The 16,848-nt window shown below is 31.0% G+C and carries 18 protein-coding genes; 9 read left to right on the forward strand and 9 right to left on the reverse strand.

Annotated features, from left to right (window positions below):
* The 9 genes from NNH57_RS03865 (at window position 1) to NNH57_RS03905 (ending at window position 9,838) form a co-directional block, all read left to right on the forward strand.
* On the forward strand, window positions 1–1,350 hold the full coding sequence (locus tag NNH57_RS03865; RefSeq protein WP_108808740.1) for a PKD domain-containing protein: 1,350 nt from the start codon (window positions 1–3) through the stop codon (window positions 1,348–1,350).
* A 48-nt stretch (window positions 1,351–1,398) separates the two neighbouring features.
* Window positions 1,399–4,224 carry a fibronectin type III domain-containing protein gene (locus NNH57_RS03870; RefSeq protein WP_159099296.1) on the forward strand — a complete coding sequence of 942 codons (2,826 nt, stop codon included), beginning with the start codon at window positions 1,399–1,401 and terminating at the stop codon, window positions 4,222–4,224.
* A gap of 2 nt (window positions 4,225–4,226) precedes the next feature.
* A complete protein-coding gene (locus NNH57_RS03875) occupies window positions 4,227–4,931 on the forward strand; it encodes a hypothetical protein (RefSeq protein ID WP_074410269.1) in 705 nt (234 codons plus the stop codon).
* Window positions 4,932–5,050: 119 nt separating this feature from the next.
* The gene (locus tag NNH57_RS03880) at window positions 5,051–5,233 is read left to right on the forward strand and encodes a hypothetical protein (protein WP_254504105.1); all 183 of its coding nucleotides are present in this window, start codon (window positions 5,051–5,053) and stop codon (window positions 5,231–5,233) included.
* A 160-nt stretch (window positions 5,234–5,393) separates the two neighbouring features.
* Window positions 5,394–5,576 carry a hypothetical protein gene (locus tag NNH57_RS03885; protein WP_254504106.1) on the forward strand — a complete coding sequence of 61 codons (183 nt, stop codon included), beginning with the start codon at window positions 5,394–5,396 and terminating at the stop codon, window positions 5,574–5,576.
* A 303-nt stretch (window positions 5,577–5,879) separates the two neighbouring features.
* Window positions 5,880–8,207: a BamA/TamA family outer membrane protein gene (locus NNH57_RS03890; RefSeq protein WP_234423414.1), complete on the forward strand. Its 2,328-nt coding sequence runs from the start codon at window positions 5,880–5,882 to the stop codon at window positions 8,205–8,207.
* Between the two features lie 93 nt (window positions 8,208–8,300).
* On the forward strand, window positions 8,301–8,765 hold the full coding sequence (locus NNH57_RS03895) for an Lrp/AsnC family transcriptional regulator (protein ID WP_108808743.1): 465 nt from the start codon (window positions 8,301–8,303) through the stop codon (window positions 8,763–8,765).
* Window positions 8,766–8,982: 217 nt separating this feature from the next.
* Window positions 8,983–9,369 (forward strand): hypothetical protein, encoded by a 387-nt coding sequence (locus tag NNH57_RS03900; protein ID WP_108808744.1) that lies wholly within the window; start codon window positions 8,983–8,985, stop codon window positions 9,367–9,369.
* A complete protein-coding gene (locus tag NNH57_RS03905) occupies window positions 9,362–9,838 on the forward strand; it encodes a hypothetical protein (RefSeq protein ID WP_132066135.1) in 477 nt (158 codons plus the stop codon). The genes NNH57_RS03900 and NNH57_RS03905 overlap by 8 nt, the downstream gene beginning before the upstream one ends.
* 125 nt (window positions 9,839–9,963) lie before the next feature.
* Here the strand turns inward: NNH57_RS03905 and NNH57_RS03910 are convergent, their stop codons facing one another.
* The 9 genes from NNH57_RS03910 to NNH57_RS03950 form a co-directional block, all read right to left on the reverse strand.
* The gene (locus NNH57_RS03910; protein ID WP_159099297.1) at window positions 9,964–10,116 is read right to left on the reverse strand and encodes a hypothetical protein; all 153 of its coding nucleotides are present in this window, start codon (window positions 10,114–10,116) and stop codon (window positions 9,964–9,966) included.
* A gap of 211 nt (window positions 10,117–10,327) precedes the next feature.
* Window positions 10,328–11,047, reverse strand: coding sequence for a type 1 glutamine amidotransferase (locus NNH57_RS03915; RefSeq protein ID WP_074410264.1), 720 nt, complete (start codon window positions 11,045–11,047; stop codon window positions 10,328–10,330).
* Between the two features lie 6 nt (window positions 11,048–11,053).
* Window positions 11,054–11,569, reverse strand: a complete 516-nt coding sequence (locus NNH57_RS03920; protein WP_074410263.1) for a GNAT family N-acetyltransferase — start codon at window positions 11,567–11,569, stop codon at window positions 11,054–11,056.
* A gap of 222 nt (window positions 11,570–11,791) precedes the next feature.
* On the reverse strand, window positions 11,792–12,595 hold the full coding sequence (locus NNH57_RS03925; protein ID WP_108808746.1) for a hypothetical protein: 804 nt from the start codon (window positions 12,593–12,595) through the stop codon (window positions 11,792–11,794).
* A 534-nt stretch (window positions 12,596–13,129) separates the two neighbouring features.
* Entirely contained in the window at window positions 13,130–14,371 is a 1,242-nt protein-coding gene (locus NNH57_RS03930; protein WP_082995055.1) for a M57 family metalloprotease, read from the reverse strand.
* 361 nt (window positions 14,372–14,732) lie between these two features.
* The gene (locus NNH57_RS03935) at window positions 14,733–15,017 is read right to left on the reverse strand and encodes a hypothetical protein (RefSeq protein WP_074410260.1); all 285 of its coding nucleotides are present in this window, start codon (window positions 15,015–15,017) and stop codon (window positions 14,733–14,735) included.
* A 382-nt stretch (window positions 15,018–15,399) separates the two neighbouring features.
* Window positions 15,400–15,696, reverse strand: coding sequence for a hypothetical protein (locus NNH57_RS03940; RefSeq protein WP_074410259.1), 297 nt, complete (start codon window positions 15,694–15,696; stop codon window positions 15,400–15,402).
* 475 nt (window positions 15,697–16,171) lie between these two features.
* Complete coding sequence (locus NNH57_RS03945) at window positions 16,172–16,348, reverse strand: hypothetical protein (protein WP_159099298.1); 177 nt, start codon at window positions 16,346–16,348, stop codon at window positions 16,172–16,174.
* Between the two features lie 109 nt (window positions 16,349–16,457).
* Window positions 16,458–16,640 (reverse strand): hypothetical protein, encoded by a 183-nt coding sequence (locus tag NNH57_RS03950; RefSeq protein ID WP_074410258.1) that lies wholly within the window; start codon window positions 16,638–16,640, stop codon window positions 16,458–16,460.
* Between the last annotated feature and the right edge of the window lie 208 nt (window positions 16,641–16,848).

Raw genomic sequence — 16,848 nt, forward strand, 5'->3', positions numbered from 1 at the left:
ATGAAAAACATAATATATATCATATCAATACTTTCTCTTTTTGGCTGTGCCAAAGAAGAGGCGATCCCTGTTATTGTTGATTTTGACGTTGAAATTTTTAATGATGATTTTTCTATTCCTGTTCAAGTTGTGTTTATTAATAAAACAGAAGGAGGAGAAGATTATGAATGGATTTTTGAAGGAGGAACTCCCTCTAGATCTGTTAATCGTAACCCCGGGGTTATACAGTATGATCAAAAAGGGATATATACAATAGAACTTACTGCAACTAATGAAGATGGGTCCAGAGATACTAGAATAGAGGAGATACAAATAGATGATCCCGTAATAGTAGATTTTGAGGCCACTAATTTGGTAGATAACTTTTCGCCTGCAGCCTATAGCTTTCAGAATAACTCATCTGGAGCAGATACTTTTTTATGGATTTTTGAAGAGGGTACTCCTGCAACATCTACAGAACAAAATCCGGGAGAAGTCGTTTTTACAGAGCCGGGAGATCATATAGTTATATTACAAGTAAGTAACGGAAGAGAGACATATGAGCAACAAAAAACAATTACTGTAGCTCCATTTTTGGAGTCAGATTTTGATGTTGATTTAGCTTTTGAAGATGATGATTTTCAGATCCCGGCACGTATACAATTTAATAATAATTCGGTTAGTGCTACATCGTATGAATGGAAATTTAACGGAGCCTCAACTTCTATGTCAATAGAAGAAAATCCAGAAGTGATATTTAATCAGGAAGGAGTTCAAACGATTAGTCTAACAGTTTCTAATGGAAAAGAAACTAAGACAATCAGTAAACAAATAGAATTTTTTAAAAACACCAATCTTAGAATATTGAATGATATCAGGTTTGGTATTAATACAGCTCATATATCAAATACAATAGGAAGTTTTTATAGTGTTGCCGACCGAAAAGTGTATACAGCAGAAGAGATTACTTCTGATATCGAGAAACGTATTGACCTTACTTTTTTTGGGCTGAGTGATACGTTTACCCGCAATAGGTTTGTGAGCCCTGATGCATTATTAGGAACCACATTTGATGAGTTGATAAACCCTAAGAAAACCATTTTTATTAATTCTCAAGAATTGTGTAGCTGCTCTGCTTCATTAACGGTAGCAGAGTTTGATAGTATGCCAGATGATACATTACTTGAAAGCTTACTCATACAAGAAACCTCTGGAGGGTTACAAGACTTTGATGATACATTGATACCAAGAATTGTTCTTTTTCAGACTCAAGAAGGTAAAAAAGGGGCTATTAAAGTCAAAAGCTTTATTAGGGATGGACAGAATTCTTATATACTTACGGATATCAAAATCCAAAAAGAAAATAGATAATAAGTCATGTATTTAAAAATGAAGGATATTTTTAGAAATAATAGTATTATGCAAAAAAAATATAAATATTGCCTTTTAGCGTTTACGGTATTTTTTATATCTACAGTAAGAGCACAAGTATTTCCGGTAAATATTACCCCTCAAGTAATACCACCTTATAGTTTACAATTATCAGAATATACAACATCTGCTTCAGAGAAATTATTGGTAAACTTATTACTTACAGATATCACAAGATCTAATTTGGAAATTCGGTTAAAGCTGTATATCGAAAACAATGCAGGAATATCGATACAAAGTACCGATGTAGTCCTTGGTACAAATCCTATTTTTTTAGATGGTGGGATACCTTTGCGTTTAAGCAATATTGATCTTCAGCCTTATTTTGCTCTTCAAAACTTAACAGGAATAACTCCTCAAAAGTATAGCACAAGCCTACCAGAAGGCATGTATCGTTTTTGTTTTGAGGCCTATGAGGTTATATCTGGTAAACAAATTTCTCGTAAGAGTTGTGCGATGGCCTATTTGGTACTTAATGACCCTCCATTTTTAAATATCCCTAATCAAGGCGAACAAGTTGTGATGAGAGATCCACAGAATATTATATTTCAGTGGACTCCCAGACATCTTAATGCCACTAATGTAGAATATGAATTTACACTTACAGAACTTTGGGATAGCAAAATGGATCCTCAAGCTTTGTTTTTGGCAAGCCAACCTTTATATCAAACCAATACTTTTGCAACTACTTTGCTATACGGCCCTTCTGAAACGGGATTGTTACCAAATAAAAGTTATGCATGGCGAGTGCGTGCCATGGTAAGAGATGGGATAAGTGAATCTTCTGTTTTTAAAAATGAAGGATATAGTGAAGTTTATAATTTCACGTATTCTGGAGGTTGTGCTGAGCCAACATATATACTAGCAGAAGCAAAAAATACAACTTCAGAAAAAATCTATTGGCAGGGAGTAAATCATTTAAAATACAATGTGCAGTACCGTAAAAAAGATGTCGAAAATGCAATATGGTTTGAAGGAAATGCTGTAAATCAAAACATGACCATATATAACCTCGAACCAGGTACTACATACGAGTTTAGAGTTGGTGGGCAATGTATGGAAAATGGAGCATATACCTATTCTCAAATTTATGAATTTACAACAACAATTGCCTCTAATGATGCTATTACATATAATTGTGGTATTACTCCAGAAATAAAAATCACCAATCAAGATAGGTTGCAGGAATTGATAAAAGAAGATGTATTTACCGCAGGAGATTTTCCGGTAGTTGTAGAAGAGATAAGACAGAGTGGAGGAACATTTTCTGGGGAGGGATATATCATTGTTCCTTATCTCTCTAATCTAAGTGTTAAAGTAAAGTTTGATAATATTGGTATTAATACAGATTATCAATTAATAGAAGGTATTGTAGAAACTATTTATGATCAAGATAGTGGAGGTATTGTTACTATAGATGATATTTTAAATAATGATAGGGGTGATAATGATACAGCAAGTAATGATGATTCTGGTGGATATGATCCTGAAGATCCGTATTCGGTTCCAAATAATAATAATGAGCCTGCTAATGAAACAGAGCCCACTGTTGTAGTTGATAATCCGGTTACAGGCAATGATAATAATAACCCTGTAGTTGATAATGCAACTAATACTCCTCCTCCTATAGATAATCCTACGAACATTGATGATCCTGATTTAGAGAATAATGAGGTAGTGAGTAATAATCCAGAAAATGAAGGTTCTGCTGGCGGTGACCCTATAGTAAATGAAAATGGAGAAGAGGTTGTAAAAGGACAACTTATCATTGATCAAATGTATGTACAAGATAAAAAATCTCCTAATAGAAAAGCTCTTGCGGGAGAAACCTTATATATGATTAGTCACAAAGAAGTAGTTGCGAAGATCATAGCAAAAGAAAAAGAAGAAGTTTTTAATAACCTAAATTTAGATTGGAAAACAAAAACTTTAAAATCTTCTGGAGATATTGTAATAGAATCCAAAAAGGAATATAAGGGAAAAAATACAATTAGTAAAATATATGATGATGTAGAGAATTGGACGGTTTCGAAAGAAGATTCATTATCACATTCGATTACGGCAGTTAATAAAAAAGATAGAGAATATACTGTGAATGTAAAAATGATTCATGAGAATTCTAAATCTGTCGCAGTATTTCCAGATGGCTTAGATGGTGTTCTAAAAAAGCAATATGAGAAGATAAATAAAACTCTAAAGAAACTACAGGAAAAAATAAAAGAATATACAAATATTAATATTCCTGTAGAAATATCGCCTTTAAAAATAACAGGTTCACAGAAAAATGTTGAAGATGAAGACTCCAGGTTTTACGCTATTGCTAGAGAAGGAGTAATAGAAGGCGGAATAGAAATGAACAAAGAATTAGAGTTTAGCCCTCCCGGCCCTCTACGAATATTGGATATACCAGAGATCTTGGAAACTAAGTTTTTTATTGCACCAAAGTTTGAATTGATTGCCAAAGGAATCTTAGAAGAACTAAGAGTTGTAGATCAAGAAATGCCTAAAAAATACAACTTTTCTGTTGAATTAGCTCCTAAAGGATCTCTTACAGGTGGTATTAAAACTAAGCTGTTAGTAGCAGAAGATTTAGTAAGTTTTTCTGCTAGTGGATTTGCAGAAGCTTCTATTTCGGGTATAGCAAAATATAATGTAGACGAAAATAAATTTGAAGGCATAATACAGTTAGACCCTCTTGTAGTTAATGGAGAAGTAAAAATAAAGACAAAAGGCTTTTTAGAGTTCACAGCTCTTGATGAGAAAGTATCAGTAAATGTAATTGATGCTATAGTTCTGTATGATTCAACAAAGTAATTATGAATAGAATGAGAATTAGATTTTTAGGATTATTAATGATTTTGATGTATAGTAACATATATACACAAGATTCTCCAATAATCCTTGGAGGAGATAATTCTGAGGGTATGTTTTTTTATGAATATGCCCCACCTCTTAAGATCAAAGCAGTGTATAAAGATACTGTACAAGCAGTTAATAATTTCCCCGAACAATTAATGCAATCCATTATATCTGCAAAGTCACAAAAATGGGTAGGCTATAATACATTAGGTGGTTTAGAAAAATCAGATAAAAAATCCCAAAAGCATTTTGAGCAAATAGCAAATATGGATATCGATAAGAATTTTTTTGTATTACATAATAAATTAGAGTTTGTAGTTGAAGGTGTACCTACCGCCATTATTAAGTTTTACATTCATCTTGAAGATGTTATTAAACCAATATCTGCTGCCGTAGTTATGCAAAAGAAAAATAACAGGTGGTATAAAACGTCTACTACTTATACTTCTAGATTATCTATAATGTTAATGAGGTTGAAATCTGATAAACTAAAGAATGTTTTAACAGGATCTGTCGACCATCAAAAAGAGAAGGAACTTTTAAAAGAGATTACAGAGAATAAAGGCATTAGTTTAGATAGATTGGTAAATACGTTTTATGGCTGGTATACATCAAAAAACACCGATATGTTAAATTATTTTATAGATGAAAAGGCATGGTAATTTTTCTGAGAACAAAATATAAAATAGGGTTGCTTTTATTTTTGTTAATCCATTCAATATCCTTAGAAGCTCAAATAGACTATAACAAGTTTAAAGGAGAAAAAATTAATGGGTACCTAATGACAAAGCAAAGTGATACCTATATCTATGATTATAAAATCAATGCAAGGGATAAAGATTCTATTGTTAGTACAGTTCTTTCAGGAAATTCTCCAGAAGCTATGGTAACAAAATATAATCAGTCTATTTTTTCTGACATCAAAGGAAATAAGAAAAAAAAACTATATAGCCCTAATCAGTAGATTAAAGTTTTCATATTCAGGCAATAAATATTGCTTAATAAAGTATCAAACAGTTATCGATAGTGTAATATCAAATAATAAAATTGCTACACTACTGAAAAAGAAAAACAGCTGGACTGTATTTGAAGATGATGAATTGTTTAAAACAAAAAAAGAAGTCTTGAGAAGACTTTCTATCAATGTTTTCTGGAAATTTTATATCAGAGAAGATGATCCGGATTATCCTGAAATCAATAAGCTTAAACCAAAAGTAAAGGATAATAACGAGATATTAAATTTGACTAAGCTAGCAAAAGTAATTCAGCAAAACGAAGAGAGTTTGAGGAAGTACTTAGAACAATAAATAGATAATTCTATTCAGATGATTTTTTAATGTGCAAGTTATAGTAAACAATACATATAACCATACCATTATAGATGATTAGACTTTCTGCAATCAATCGGATAAACAATAGAATGAAAATCAAATATAGAAATCAGAAAAAGAAAGAACCATTTTTTTGTTTTTCTCGTACATACCTCTAGAAGTATATGATTAAAACAGATGAAAAATTATTTTGATTTTTAATACGTGAATACTAATAGCCCCATCAATGTAAAACATATATATAGATTACTTGTAATACTAGTATTTCCTATGCTGTCGATGAGTCAAACAATTGATTATGATAATATAAAAAACAGTAATCCTTTTAAAATCACTGGGCGTATCTCTGCCAATGGAGTGTATTATGAATCCAATAAGAATATGAATCGAGAACAGTTTACTTATTTCTTACAAGGAGCACTTACTATAAATATGTATAGCTTTTCAATTCCTGTTTCTTATAGTTTTTCTAATCAAGGAGAGAATTTAGGATACCAGTTACCTTTTGATTTTAACCGCATAAGCTTGCATCCAAAATATAAATGGGCAACGGGGCATATAGGAAATGTAAACATGAGTTTTTCTCCTTTTACCTTAAATGGGCATCAGTTTATGGGGGGAGGAATTGATCTTACCCCACCAGGTTTATTAAAAATAAGTGCTATGGCTGGTAGATTGCTTAAAGCAGTAAATGATGATGATGATCCAAGAACAGTCCCTTCTTATGATCGTATGGGATATGGTATCAAAACTAGTTTTGAAAAAGAAAAATACAAAATCGGAGTGATTGGTTTTTATGCCAAAGATGATGAAAACTCTATTGATTCTGTTCCCGAAGAAAAACAAGTATTACCTCAGGAAAATCTGGTAGTAAGTATAGAAGCCGAAGTTAAGCTAGGAAATAATTTTACTATCGAGGGAGAATACGCAACCTCTGCTATCACCAAAGACCTTAGGGCAGAAGAAATAGAAAATAACGAGTCTTCTGCAATAGGAATACTTTTTAATAATCGCACATCAACAGAATATTATAAGGCTATTAGTACCCGGTTGGGATATGTAGTAGGAAAAATAAACTTTGGATTAGGGTATGAACGCATAGACCCAGGTTATGAAACTCTGGGAGCATATTATTTTAATAATGATTTTGAGAATATAACCTTAGATATATCCAATACGTTTTTTGGAGATCGACTTGCACTAGCATTTAATATTGGTTATCAAAGAGATGATTTAAACAATTTAAAGAACAGTAATACAAATCGTACAGTAGGGGCATTAAATGCAAATCTTAACCTATCTGATAAGTTTAATATTTCGGGGTCATATTCTAATTTTAGTACGTTTACCAATATCAAACCAAACCAATTTGATGATATTAATGATGGAGATATTCTAGACGAACAGGTTGAAGAGTTAGATTATAAACAATTATCACAAACAGCCACTTTAGCAATAAATTATGTGCTTTCTGGTAAAAAATCAGCCCGTCAAAACCTAAGCATGAACTATACACTAAATGATGTTTCTAATGAACAGGGTGGGGTAGTAAGACTAGGAGATGCTTCTACTTTTCATAATTTAAATTTAGGACATACCATAGGTTTTTCTGAAAGAAACCTGAGTGTTACAACTTCTCTTAATGGGACCTATAATACTATCGGGAGAGAAGATGCCACTACCTGGGGGCCTAACATGAGTGTAATCAAGAAGTATTTTAAAAAGACGCTACAAACAAGACTTTCTGCTGGATACAATACCACTAACAATAGTACTTCGAAAACCAATATAATAAATCTTAGAGGAGGAATAACGTATGTACTTAAGGAGAAACATAATTTTAATCTTAATCTCGTACAATTATTTAGAAATGGTAGTAGTAATGGTAACCTAAGCGAGTTTACAGCGACTTTTGGATACAACTATACCTTTGGGTTTAAAAAACCTAAAATTAATTTTAATAAAAAGCCAAAAGTACAAAATGATACTATTAGGATACAATATAGAAAGTATCGCTATGAAGGTTTACCTAAAGATATTACACCAAAACTACTAAGACTTCCAGAAAAAGAAGGCTTTGCAAACCTTATTGAAGATAAAAAAGGAAAACTTGTAGTATTAGGAAAGCAGCTTTTGGAAACACAAAATAAGGATAAAAGAGTATACAAAGAGATAGGAGTAAATTATCTTAAAGCAATGAATCTATATTTTGATTTTATAGAGTTTTACAATGAAAAAATCTATGAATCTTATTTAAAACTGATTCGTGAGGCTCAGGATGTTGATCGTGAAATACGGGATGAATATACCATCTTAACTGGTAAAATAAACAGTGCAGAAGAAAAAGATCCAGAAGATTTAAAACGACAAAATATACTAGAGAAACGATATGAATCTCATACCAAACTATTACGATCATTATTACAATGGAATTTAAAACCTGAAGATATAGAAAATACAGAAGGAGATATTATGATACTCAAAAAACGTAACGCAGTAAACGTATTCTCTATGTATCTAAATAAAGAATCAGAAGAACAAATAGTTAATTTCATTGAAATTAGACTAGCAGATTTGTTTCATGAATTACTCGAAGAATACGAATAAAAAACAAAAACAACTATCATTAACAGGGGCTTTTTTATTAAAATTAAAAACTTCACTAAATTATTTTAGTGATTCTTAAAACCAAATTGAATCATGGTAAAAGACAAGTTAGATCAGAAAATAATTAAATTACTTAAAAGTAACTCTAGATTTTCTTACGCTCAAATAGGGCGAGAAATTGGACTTTCATCATCTGCAGTAGGAGAGAGAATTCAAAGATTAGAAGAAACAGATGTAATTGAATTTTATACCACAGTAATAAACTACGAAAAGCTTGGGTACTCTTTATCTGCTTATATTTCTATACGTTTTAAAACTGCTGATAATTTTTTTCACTTTGTGAAGTTAATGGGGGATTTTTCTGAAATACTAGAATGTAGCAGAGTTACAGGAGATACTTCTCTTATTATGAAAGTAATTGTCTGTGATCATCATCATCTAGAAGATTTTATTGACAACATATCTCAATATGGAATACCTTCGACTTCTCTTATTCTGTCTGATATTGTAAAAGAAGGGATCGTTATAAAAAAAAATATTGGAAGGCACCACATATGAATTGTTAAAGGTATTATGATTTGATTTTTAAGAGTTTAGGTTTTTTTATAGCTTCATACAATCAAATTAAGTTTTAAATGGAATGGCTAGTCAAATATGTATATATTGTATAGGAGTATTATCTACATTTTTATGATTTTTACTGCGAATAAACGACCTTGAGTATAGATTATTCTTAAAGCTTGTTTTTAATATATTGGTACTATAACTTATTTAAATGAAAACGTTCTATGATAAACTAATCATTGTACTATTTTTCCTTACCGGTCAATGGGTACTTGCACAATATGAAATATCAGGAAAACTATCGAATTATGATAGTTTATGGACTAATGAAATCTATTTATCCTATTTTGCTCCCGATGGTTATGGTTATAATATGATGTCTGAAGATCAAATTATTAATTCAGGCATTTTAGATGAGCAAGGAAATTTTAAGATTGAGGGAAATAGTTTGCCAGATCATAACAGTATTGTTCGGTTACATTTAGGAGGTGAAAAATCGAAGTATATTTTGTCTATGCGGCCCGTAAATCATATACATATGATTCTTAATAATCAATCAAAAATATATGTTGACAAATTTATTTCAGTATATGCATAATCTATCCTCACCTATTTGGGTAAAAAACAAAACAAACGATACCATTAGTTATGATATCATCTATTATAAAAAAGGCGAGCATTTAAAAGAAGCTTATAAAAAAATTGAAAAAGACTTACTGGATGGATTGTCTATGGAGCTTAAAACTATTAAAAGTATGCAGGAAGTAAATAAGCTGATCATTGAAGAAAAGAATGAGGATGTAATAAAACCAGAGAGTATAGAAGAAGGAACACGTATGCTTTATACTCCTGTAAAACATATAGTGACTCAACTAGAAAATAAAACAGGGGAGTATTTTAATATCGATACACCTTTACAGGATATGTTGGTATATAATAAAGGTATGGGTTATAAAACGTTACAAACTGCTGAGGTATCAGATATTCTCGAGTTTTTACAAAAAAAAGGAGTTAATGCGATCAAGAAAAAAGAAAGCATTGAGACTTTTGAGATTACTAATAAATAAGATACTATGGTAAGATTAAACCAGATGCTATATTCACAAAACGCATGACAATAAAAAACTGATATAAGCTGGTAAAATTTTATATCAGTTTTTATGTAAAAACAGCATATTTTTAATACTATAAATTAACAATAGAATTTGCAGTATAACCAATCACAACAAACATAGCGAGAAGGACAATTACCATTATTGTCACAAAACATTGGGCCACCTCCTTTAATGTATTGTTGTTGTTGTTTACTTAATTGATTACCTAAGTTTAACAATTTTGATTTCATAATAAAAGTTTTAAAAGATTATTTTCTCTACTAAAGCTAATAGGTAAGAATGTTTTTTGAAAGTATAATGCCTCGAAATAAAAGTGTTTATTGTGCGGATTAAATGTTTTTTTGTTAATAAACAAGGTTTTGAAGTAGTGTAGAAAAGCATTAGGAAATTAGGTGTGTATTCTAATTATTTATAATAGACTTTGGAGGAAAGGATAGTGTTCTATAAGTCATCAATACTGGTATAGGGAAATTGTTTTAAGAAAAAGTCAAAAAAGATGTTTCCAGAATCAAAGGAAGGTCCCTCATTTATGATAGTATCAACATTTTTATGGTTTTTTTCCAAAAACTTCCTGTCTTTTAGAAAATAGTCATTGCCGGATTTTTTGTTAAACTCAGGATGAAATTGTGTTCCGAGAAGCTTTCGTTCATAGTTGATATAGGCTTGGATTTTGGTATGTGTATTGGTAGCAAGAATTTCTGAATCTTTTGGTAATTCTATAACCTCATCAAAATGATGCTGCCATACTATTTCCTGCTCTCTAACCTTTAAGAAGTTTTTTGCAGTATTGGTAAATGAAACCTGTTCCCATCCAACCTCAAAACCATTGGGAGAAGAGCGCACAACATGATCTCCTACTAATGCTTTACATAGGAGTTGATGCCCATAACAAATCCCCATTTGCCAAATACCTTTTGCATTTATTTTTTGAATATAATCTATTACTTTTTTTGTAAACGGAGCATTTTCTGTAATAGATAGTGCAGATCCTGTATGGATCACGTGTGTGAATGCTGTTTTGATTAAATCATCAGGAAAAGACGCTTCTGTATCAATATATAATGAAGAAACCTCAATATTCTGGGGTAGGCATTGTTTGATTACAGAGGTTTCACTTTGATCAACAGAATAATCTAAAATCAATATTTTTTTTTGTTTCATAGTTTTTTATTTATAATTAGGATTGAACCAAGCCATGTGTAGTGGAGTTTCAAATTTTGAGTTCGAAATAAATATTTTATCCTTTTGCCTTCCTTCATTAATAAAACCAAGACTTTTATAAAATCTTACATTTCGATCATTGTGTTCTCTGGTATATAATTCGACCCGAAAGATATGAGTCAGATCTGTTTTTACATTCTCTAAAAATTGTTCAAATAATTTTCGTCCAATTCCTTTTCCCTGATGATTTGGATCAACTACTATGGTTACATCTGTTAATATGTGCTGAAAAGCATAAATACTTGGGGTATATGCATGAATTTCGCCAACAATCTTGTGATGTATAAGCGCAATTAAAATATGCCCATTGTTGATAGAATTTTCTAAAAATTGAGAAATATACTCTAGATTAACTTCATTTGTATTACGAATAATCCCATCATCAACCTCTGCTGTTTTTTTGTAGAGCTGTAACAGCTCATCTTTGTTTTTTAATTCAGCTTTTTTTATCTTCAGATTCATTCTCTAGATTATATTAGGTGTTATTGAGTATTGAATATCCGTTTTTTAAGAAGATAGCTAAAAACATGTAGCTTCTACTATAGATAATATCCTGACAAAAAGATATAAACAAAGTGAATTGAATTTTTAATTAATAAACAAAGTGTTTAAAAAGCCAAAAGAAAAATATCCTTTGGCTATTTTATTACTATATAATTCTTAAATAAGCGAATACCTTGCCTATCAATCAGTAGGGAAATCATCGTCTGGGTTATTATTGCAATTTTGGAAAACAGTAAATCGACGAATTATTTGTTCACCAAATTTAGAAACACCTTTTACCAAGTATACTTTAGATCTTTGGGTATCGCCATCACACTCACTGCTATTAGCGGAACCATGTGCACATACTGTAAACCCTCCCTCTGGAGATGTTGTGTCTATGTTATAAACTCTAACCCAATTAGAAGGAAGACCGTTTAATGGTTCTACTGTAAAACCATTTTCCAGAGCAAAAGAGGTAACACTGATTGGAAGAGCACCTCCTGCACCTTTGAAACGGATTCCAGACGTAACCTCTAATTTTGGATTAAGTTGCGTTACATGAATTAACTTACTATGGAGTAACTCACGATTGGGACCCAAATATTGTGCTATAAGAGTTGTTTTTCGTTGTAGATTCCTCCCCCCAAATCCATCTGTGTTTAGAATAAAAGCTTTAGTATTACTAAGTTCGTTGTCGGCTTTTGCCCATGGAGCAATAGGGTCAGTTATGAGTTGAAGAGACGTGAAACCGGGATTAAGGGTACTTCCTACAAATACCAAAGAATTTGCTTTTGGACCTAATTCAAGAGATAACTCTTCTTCTTTTGTTGAAATTGCAGTTGTTTCTAGAGTATAGGTAAATGCTGCAGCCTTAGCATCTACTGTTGTGGTTTGTTCTAATTCTGTGGTTTCTGTTTCTGTAATCTCATCTTTGCTACAGGAAACTACAAAAAATAGTACCAGTACCCCTATGCAGAGGTGTAATACATTCGTGTTTTTCATTTGATTTGTGTTTACGTTAATAAATATGTGTAGAAAATAAAAAAGCTTTATTCTCTATACTAAGCTAGTCAAAGAGTGTACTTACTTCTAAATAAGAAGCTCTAAAAACAGAGGCATAAACCAATGAATTAAAGTTTTTTTTGTTAATAAACGAAGGTTTTGAAGGGAGTCGAAAAACTAGTATAATATCGTTGTTTACTTGTTTAAAAAAGTAGGAGATATATAAAAAGAGGAGAATCAAAACATGAGTGATAATTCGAATAGTTTCTGTGTTTTGAACTACGACTATAAAAGAAATAGAAACCCTCACAAATCCTTAAGATCTGTGAGGGTATCATCAATGTCGTTTAGTTAAGCTTATAGTTGTCAGTCTAAACCCTTCGATAGATTCAGGATAAACCTGTCGAAGACATTTGAAAATGCATATTTGAAAACATTTGGACAAGTTCAATGTGATATGAAATCTTATCCTTAACTAAACAAAAAAATGGAGTATCCTATTAGAATACTATAAAGAATGATGTGTTTCATTGATTAATTGTGACCAGGGCCACCTATATCGCAAGATTGGGTTATAGGTACACTACGAATTTGTACATCGTTTGGGTCATAGTTAGAAGTAAATGTTAATTTTAACGTTGCTGATCTTGGTCCGGCAGTGCCACAATTTCTCCAAGGATTAATAGATACTTTTAGACCACCAAGCCTGGAGTGATTTTCATCTTTTGAGAATGCCCATGGAAACACATGTCTATCAAATATCATTTTGGAGGTCCAAGTATAACCTGAAGATATAATAGAAACATGATGGCCAGACAGCAATCCTCCACTGCCCGCTTCAATAGTAGGGCACGCTGGATCTACAACAATTAAGGGTTTTCCATATAGTTCTCGTAAAGCTATCTTATCTAGATCACTAAAAAATCTAGTATCACTTTCATCAACTGAGCAGCTTAAAAAAATAGAATTTAAGTCGACATTGTCAAAACCAGAAGTTCCTGGGATTATATTGGCTCCCAAGGGTAATGCCTGTTCTCCATTATCTTTGGGGCATGAGATTGAACTATCAAACCAATCGGTATGTCTTATACCTATTGTATGACCTATTTCATGCATAATGATCTTAGCCGTAAACAAAACGCTTGTTTGAGAAAGATCTGGGTTTAAATTTATATTATCAGCTGGCTTTCCGCCAAGAGGAGTTGGGTTAGTTACAAATGCTCTAGTAGCAGTGTTCCGAAGGTTCGTGTTAACAAACACTTTTATATCTTCAGTAGCAGTATCTATGTCGGACCCAGATCTAATTGTAAATGATAAAGAAAGATTAAGTTTATTATATTCGCCTACTGCAATATTTAGGGCAACTCTCATATCTTGATCTAGAGAACGATCATCGTTCGGGGCATCCATAGCAAAAATTGTAATCCTTCTAGGTGCCTTAACTAGTCTGTTGGTTGAAAATTGTTTTGTGTTAAGGTTGGAAGCCTGATTGCCCAAGAGGTTTTTTAAATCCTCAATTGAGAACGCTAAATCATTCTGCAAAAAATACAATTTTTCTGTCTTTCGAGTAATGGGATTGGCAATAGTTGTAATAGAAAGATCACGAGCATCATAGCCCAATTGTGTAAATTTTTGCTTCGTATCTGCCAGAGGATCAACCATAGTTTCTTCTAGCTCTGTCTCTGTAGTTTCTGTAACCTCATCTTTGGTACAAGAAACCATAAAAAATAATACGAGTACCCCTATACAGAGGTGTAATACATTCGTGTTTTTCATTTGATCTGTGTTTGTGTTAATAAATATGTGTAGAAAATAAAAAAGCTTTATTCTCTATACTAAACTAGTCAAAGAGTGTAATTACTTCTAAATAGGAAGCTCTAAAAACATGGTTATAAACCAATGAATTAAAGTTTTTTTTGTTAATAAACCGAGAATTTGAATAATTTAATAAAAGGCACATAAAATATCCTGTCCAAATCGTAGAAAGCTATTAAATAGCTATAAATTGTTTTGGTTTTTTATTTGAGAAAATATTTATGTTTTTTATGATAACTATTTCAAATACATCATTAAACTTAGAGCATGCTTAAATTATAAGTAGATGGTATATATAAAAAATGAAGTTTTAAATAAATGATCATTTTAATGGTGTCTTTTTTGTAGTATTGTTTTCTTGTTCTTGTAGATTGATTATTTTTATTATTTCTAGTGCTCTTTTTTCATCGATAAAAACTCCGGGATATGAATCAGGATAGTGGCTCGTGGTACCATAAAATTGATGCCATTTACCTGCACGATACTCTTCTTTTTTCCACGAATCAGTTATAATTACTCTAATCAATGAATACTTTTTTTTGCCATCAACAAAGTATTCTTCTAAATGATAAAAAAGTATTTCTAATTTGTTAATTTCCTCTTTCATCGTAAATAATAGTTTTGTCTGTAGTATTCTAAATAAGCTTTTGAAAGCTTTTAATCACATCATGAAAATAATAAAAGTGTATTTATATAATAAATTTATAATTATATTATAAGTTTTAAAAGGGTTGAATCATTGAAAAATAGATTTTTAACCGTTGAATTAAGTTTTTTAGGGTGTTTTTTCAAGGATTTTTAAGGCGGTTGAAAAATAGCAACAATATTCCTTGTATCTGGCTTGTTGTATTAAGCTATATTTTTGGCAATATAGATTTTGAAAAATAAGGAAGAGTGTATTTCTACAGGCTGAGAGAATTTTAGATTTTCAAGTAACTAAAATTCTTCCTTTTCAGCAATCATTTCATTATAATGTGATGATATTCAATTCATTTTTCATGGTAAAGTTGCTCTTGATGATCAATTAATATCATTATTACTACAGCTTCTTTTTCGTTGATAAATACACCGGGACGTTGATTGCGATAATAATTCTTAATATTTAGAATAGGATGCCATCTACCGTTATGATATTTTTCTCTTTTCCAATTGTCAAATACTTTAACTCTAATGAGAGAGTATTCTTTTTTGTTATTTTCAGTATATACTTCTAAATGATAGAATAGTATTTTTGATTTGTGTATTTGTTCTTTTGTCTTTACAAAACAATTTTGTTGATCTGTCATTAATGTTCTAAGTTGGTTATAATAATTTCGAATCACATCATGAAAATAATGGGGTGTGTTTTCTATTGTAAATTTATGGCTATGTTTTGAAAATAATGATAAGTAGTTTCCTGAAAAACAGTAATTTTTCAGGAAAATCAAGTTTTTTTGAAATGGTTTTTACTTGGACTGGTAAAGTAGTTGCAGAAAGGTTATTTCACGAAGTTAATTTTATATTTTAATAAAAGTTAAGGCTATAATGATATAACCAGTAATGATTTAAAAGCAATGTATTTGTCAATTACAATCTTTTAGTATTACGCTATCTGTTTTCATAGTATAATATCTTCTTAGATTTTTTTGAGAAGAATATTACGTTGTTAGTTAAGATTACTTTTCTCTTAAACCACTTCAATAATAATTTGTATAAAATAATAGACCATTAAGAGAAACTCATGCATTGTAAATGATTTCTCTTAATGGGAACTATTCTAAATTAAAAAGCGCATATGCCCCAGTGAAGATGACATTTTCCTGAGCAGCAATCTCTATGCTTATCACAATCTATAATCTGTGGTATGCAATCGAATGATAAAGAACCACCATTAATGTGTTTTTGATCTGCTTTTTCTAAGACTTTAATTTTTTCTACGTTTAAAATGTTTTTAATCATTGTATGAATATTTGAAGGTTAATTTATTATTCTTTTAAACCAGCGGGAAGTATAAGAATAGTATCTAATAGTTAGATTAATATTGAATTTAGTTCTATATGTTCGCTAACTAAAAAGCACATAAACCTTTGAATATACCAGTTGTATTACAAGTAGTACAGCAATCGTCATTGCTTCGACATGGGCGAATTTCGGGCAAACAATCAGATGCAAAAGATCCGGCATTAACAGATTTTTGCTCTTCTTTTTTTAGAACTTTAATTTTTTCTACGTTTAAAATGTTTTTGATCATTGTGAAATATATTTAGGTTAATATTTTTATAATACGAGATACACAGGTCTAATCCAGAGAAGTGTAAAACGAATAGTTTCTATTTTTCTAAAGGTAGCTAAACAGCTCACTTATATCTAAATAAAGTATCCCAAAAACAGCTAAGAAGAGAGGCATACCATGCGTTTTTTTGTTAAAAAACCACGGATTTTTAGAAATGAAGTGAAAA

Source organism: Aquimarina spinulae (assembly GCF_943373825.1).
Classification (GTDB): Bacteria; Bacteroidota; Bacteroidia; order Flavobacteriales; family Flavobacteriaceae; genus Aquimarina; species Aquimarina spinulae.